5 protein-coding genes are annotated in these 4,593 nt (G+C 72.9%); all 5 read right to left on the bottom strand.

What is annotated here, in order from left to right; all coding sequences use genetic code 11:
• Positions 1 to 33: 33 nt before the first annotated feature.
• The 5 genes from VR44_RS36095 to VR44_RS36075 are packed head-to-tail and all read right to left on the bottom strand — an operon-like array spanning position 34 to position 4,426.
• Positions 34 to 969: a tyrosine-protein phosphatase gene (locus VR44_RS36095; protein WP_045951885.1), complete on the bottom strand. Its 936-nt coding sequence runs from the start codon at positions 967 to 969 to the stop codon at positions 34 to 36.
• Positions 970 to 998: 29 nt separating this feature from the next.
• Complete coding sequence (locus tag VR44_RS36090) at positions 999 to 2,081, bottom strand: NAD(P)H-dependent flavin oxidoreductase (RefSeq protein ID WP_045951886.1); 1,083 nt, start codon at positions 2,079 to 2,081, stop codon at positions 999 to 1,001.
• Between the two features lie 16 nt (positions 2,082 to 2,097).
• The gene (locus VR44_RS36085) at positions 2,098 to 2,826 is read right to left on the bottom strand and encodes a CoA-transferase subunit beta (protein ID WP_045951884.1); all 729 of its coding nucleotides are present in this window, start codon (positions 2,824 to 2,826) and stop codon (positions 2,098 to 2,100) included.
• Entirely contained in the window at positions 2,823 to 3,674 is an 852-nt protein-coding gene (locus tag VR44_RS36080) for a CoA transferase subunit A (protein ID WP_045951883.1), read from the bottom strand. The genes VR44_RS36085 and VR44_RS36080 overlap by 4 nt, the downstream gene beginning before the upstream one ends.
• Positions 3,671 to 4,426 (bottom strand): enoyl-CoA hydratase family protein, encoded by a 756-nt coding sequence (locus VR44_RS36075; RefSeq protein ID WP_045951882.1) that lies wholly within the window; start codon positions 4,424 to 4,426, stop codon positions 3,671 to 3,673. Before VR44_RS36075 ends, VR44_RS36080 begins: the two co-directional genes overlap by 4 nt.
• Positions 4,427 to 4,593 lie beyond the last annotated feature (167 nt).

The raw sequence follows: 4,593 nt of genomic DNA, 5'->3' as shown, positions 1-4,593 counted from the left end.
GGCCGGTACCGCGGCGGGTACTCCGGCAGTTGCCTACCGGACCAGCTTGTTCTGCAGCTTCGCCAGCGTCCGCAGGTCCAGGCCCAGACCGTCCGTCAGATAGCCGTAGAAGCCGCCGTAGTCGGCCTCCATCCGCGCCGTCGCCGCGTCCAGGTAGTCCTGGCGGACCTCCTGGAGCGGGATCAGCAGGTCCGGGTTCTGCATCCGGCCCGACTGCTTGAGGCCCGCGCGCACCTGGGCGTCGTACGCCGCACGGAAGGTGTTCGAGGCCAGGTAGTCGCTCCCGGCCGTCTCCTGCGGCACGCCCAGCGCCCGCAGCAGGACGTAACTCATCCACCCCGTACGGTCCTTGCCCGAGGTGCAGTGGTAGAGCAGCGGCCCCTGGCCGCCGTCCGCGATCTCCCGCAGCGTCGTCGCGAACTGCGCCCGGTTCTCGGGGCTCGTCACGAACGTGCGGTAGACGTCCCGCATGTAGGCCTCGGCCCGCCCGCCGCCGAGCATCTGCTCCTGCTTGACGGGGTCGCCGCTGGATATCGCGCCGACCAGGGTGCCGTACAGGCCCAGGTCGCTGACCGGGCGGGAGGTGGGGGAGAGCCCCGGCGGCAGCCTGTCCGCGCCGTCGTACTGGAGCTCCATCGGGATGCGGAAATCGACGACCTTCGTGAGGCCGAGACCGGAGACGGTGGTGATGTCCGCCGCGGTCAGCTTGCCCAGTGCGTCGGAGCGGTAGACCAGCCCCTGGCGGACCTGCCCGCCGCTGTACGTGTAGTACCCGCCGACGTCCCGGAGGTTGACGGCGCCCTGGAGGGGGATCTGCCGGATCGCCTGGGACGAAGGCTGGAGCTGGTGGTGCCGGGTACGGGCCGCGGTTGCCGGAGCCGCCGCCGCGTACGCGGCGGCGGGCAGGGTTCCGAGGGCGAGCGCGGCGGCGGTCGCCGCGGTCGCCAGGCGGATGCGGGCACGTCTCATACGGGCGACTCCTGTGACGGAGAAGGGGATCACCCTGGTGGTGGCAGGGTGCCGAGCACGTGCGGACCGGACGCGTGCAGCCGGTCCAGCACGGTGTGCGCTTCGGCCATGACGCGGCCGACGAGTTCCGCACACGACGGCAGGTCCTCGATCACCCCCGCGACCTGGCCCGATGCCATGACACCGAGGTCCGTACGGCCCTCGACCATGGACGCCTTCAGGAGCATCGGGGTGTTCGCGGCGAGCAGGACCTGGCTCCAGGACAGGTCCTTGCCGTGCTTCATCGCCAGACCGTCGCGCACCATCCGGGACCAGGACAGCCCCGACAGCTTCCGGAAGCCCGCCGCGTGCCGCACCGTTCGGGCCAGCGCCCGCGCCCGGCCCGCCCGCTCCAGGGAGGCCACCAGCTCGGTGCGCAGCATCCGGTGCGGGAGCCCGTCCACGGCCGTGGTGACGGTGACGTCCTTGACCGTGGCCTTCAGGTACTCGGCCTTCACGGCGTCCGGGACGGTCGAATCGGAGGTCAGCAGGAACCGCGTGCCCATCGCGATGCCCGAGGCCCCGTACGCGAGCGCCGCCACCAGGCCGCGCCCGTCCCGGAAACCGCCCGCCGCGACGACGGGGACGTCCACCGCGTCGACCACCTGCGGCAGCAGGACCGTCGTGGCCACCTCCCCGGTGTGGCCGCCGCCCTCCCCGCCCTGCACGATCACCGCGTCGGCGCCCCAGGCCGCGACCTTCTCGGCGTGCCGGCGCGCCCCCACCGAGGGGATCACCACCACCCCCGCGTCCTTGAGCCGCGCGATCAGCTCCCGGGACGGGGCCAGCGCGAACGACGCCACCCGCACGCCCTCGTCGATGATCAGCCGGACCCGCTCGGCCGCGTCCCCCGCGTCCGCGCGCAGGTTCACCCCGAACGGCGCGTCCGTACGCGACCGCACCTCCTGGACGGCCGCGCGCAGCTGCTCCGTCGTCATCGTCGCCGAGGCCAGGATGCCCAGCGCCCCCGCCTCCGCCGCCGCCGACACCAGGCGCGGGCCGGCCACCCAGCCCATGCCCGTCTGCACGATCGGGTACCGGACCCCGACCAGCTTGGTGAACGCCGTCTCCAGCCGCCGTTCCGCCATGTCAGCCCCGCACCTCGCGGTCGCGCAGGCCCTTCGGGTCGATCACCTCGCGGATCAGCCGCAGCTCCTCGGCGGTGGGCTCACGGGTGTACGGGACCTCCTCGCCGGTCGCGAGCTCGAACCCGGTGGCCGCGCGGACCTGCTCCACCGTCACCCCCGGGTGGACGGAGACCAGCCGCATCGAGTGCCCGGGACCGGTGAAGTCGAACACCCCGAGGTCGCTGACCACGCGCGGCAGCCGGTGGAAGCGGGACGCCGAGGGGCCGGCCGCCGCCGCGCGGTCGTACCCCACCCCGCTCACCATGTCGACGCGTTCGACGAACACCCGCGGGGAGTGCCGGGGCACCCAGTAGCTGACCGGGTTGTTCAGGGTGTTGACGGGTGCCCCGCGCACGCCCAGCAGCTGGCGGGAGGGCCGCTCCCAGTCGCCGATGCAGGAGATGTTCTGGTTGCCGTAGCGGTCGATCTGGCTCGCGCCCATCATCACGTGCCGCCGCCCGCCGGTGACCATCGTCAGGTGGCGGCGGTAGGGGAGCCAGCCCTCCACCGTCCCGTCCAGGCCGACCAGCATCGCCTCGCCGTCGGTCAGCAGCAGGTCGGGGGAGAAGGTCCGCTTGGCCAGCCGCGCCCCGAAGGAGGGGATCGGGCCCATCGGGCTGGCGAGGACCTCCCCGTCGCCGCGCCAGGCCTCGGCGCAGGCGAGCACGCAGTACTCCGCGCGACTGGTCATCGCTGTTCCTCCTGCCAGGTGCGGACGGCGCTCTGGTAGTCGTGCTCGCCCGCCCCGGACAGGAAGCGGGCGGCGAACTCGGGCCAGGGGGTGGTCGCGTACAGCTTCTGGAAGGCCTCGTCGCGCTCGTAGTCGGGCGCGCAGGAGGTGAAGTGCGCCCCGTTCGGGGTCTCCACGACCCCGGTGACCGAGTGCCGGCTGACCAGGAGGGACTGCGGGGGGCCGGACTTGGCGAGCTCGGCGCTCTCCACCAGCTGCTCGCACGAGACGTACGCGCTGTCGGCGGCCTCGCAGAAGAGGTCGTCGAAGTACGGGTCGGGGCCCAGGTACTGGGCGTTGCCGAGGCGGTCGGCCCGGTTGAGGTGGACGAGGGCCGCGTCCATGCGCAGGGCGGGGACGGCGACGAACTCCTCGCCGTCGGCGTAGGGGGAGGTGACGGTGCGCAGTTCCGGGTTGACCCGCATGACGTCGGAGCCGAGGCCGGCGCGGACGGGCAGGAAGGGCAGCCGGTTCGCCGCGGCGTGCAGACCCCACATGAACATGGCCTCGTCGTACTCGGTGAGGGCGAGGGAGCCGCCCTCGCGGGCGGCCCGGAAGTGCGGCTCCAGCGGGACGGAGTCCAGGGTGGCGAAGGGGGCGATCAGGCGGCGGACGCGTCCGGCGGCGGCGAGGAGACCGACGTCGGGGCCGCCGTACGAGATCACGGTGAGATCGGTGATCTCGGAGCGGAGCAGTGCCCGCACCAGGGCCATCGGCTTGCGCCGGGAGCCCCAGCCGCCGATGCCCAGGGTCATTCCGCTGCGCAGCCGTCCGACTACCTCGTCGGGGGTCATGGTCTTGTCCGTCATGCGGTGCCTCCCTGTGCCTTCCCGAAGGTGTCGCGGACCCGGTCGGCGACCCCGCTGAGGTTGGCCTCGAAGGTGAACCCCTGCTCGAAGCGGTAGCTGCGGCGCACGTCGACCGGGTCGATGCCGTTGATGGCGGCCTTGGCCAGCCGGATGAGGGTGGCGTCCTTCTTCGCGATCTCGGCCGCCAGTTCCAGGGCGGCGGCGGACAGCTCCGTGCGCGGGACCACCTTCCAGACCGAGCCGTGGGCGTGGAGTTCGGCGGCGGTGGCGGTGCGCGAGGTGTAGTAGAGGGCGCGCATCAGGTGCTGCGGGACGAGCCGGGCCAGGTGGGTGGCGGCGCCGAGGGCCCCCCGGTCCAGCTCGGGCAGGCCGAAGACGGCGTCCTCGGAGGCCACGATCGCGTCGGCGTTGCCGACGAGGCCGATGCCGCCGCCCAGGCAGAAGCCGTGCACCGCCGCCACCACCGGGACCTCGCACTCGTACACGGCGGCGAAGGCCTCGTAGCAGCCCCGGTTGGCGCCGATGAGGGCGGAGTGCCCGGTGTCGCGCTGCATCTCCTTGATGTCGACGCCGGCGTTGAAGCCCCGGCCGGTGGCCGCCAGGACCACGCAGCGGACCTCCGGGTCGCGGCCGGCGGTGCGTACGGCGTCGGCGAGCTCGTACCAGCCGTGCACGGGAAGGGCGTTGACGGGCGGGAAGTCCACTGTGACGAGTGCGATGCCCTTGTCCGGGCGGGAGGTGGAGACACCCATGAGCGGATCAGCTACCTTTCCACCAAACATTTGTTAGGTGAGGAAGGTAGCAGCCGATGGAGCTCAAGGGGAGGGTCGTGGTCGTCACCGGCGGAACCCGGGGCGTCGGCGCCGGGATCGCCCGCTCGTTCCTCGCGGCGGGCGCGGAGGTCGCCGTCTGCGCCCGC

It is taken from the genome of Streptomyces katrae (assembly GCF_000966975.1).
Lineage (GTDB): Bacteria > Actinomycetota > Actinomycetes > Streptomycetales > Streptomycetaceae > Streptomyces > Streptomyces katrae.
This window is presented reverse-complemented; position numbering and strand designations above follow the sequence as displayed.

What these genes read in the sequence shown, in the direction of transcription:
- VR44_RS36095 (WP_045951885.1), bottom strand. Translation starts at nt 969, where the DNA reads ATGAGACGTGCCCGCATCCGCCTGGCGACCGCGGCGACCGCCGCCGCG.
- VR44_RS36085 (WP_045951884.1), bottom strand. Translation starts at nt 2,826, where the DNA reads ATGACCAGTCGCGCGGAGTACTGCGTGCTCGCCTGCGCCGAGGCCTGG.
- VR44_RS36075 (WP_045951882.1), bottom strand. Translation starts at nt 4,426, where the DNA reads ATGGGTGTCTCCACCTCCCGCCCGGACAAGGGCATCGCACTCGTCACA.
- VR44_RS36080 (WP_045951883.1), bottom strand. Translation starts at nt 3,674, where the DNA reads ATGACGGACAAGACCATGACCCCCGACGAGGTAGTCGGACGGCTGCGC.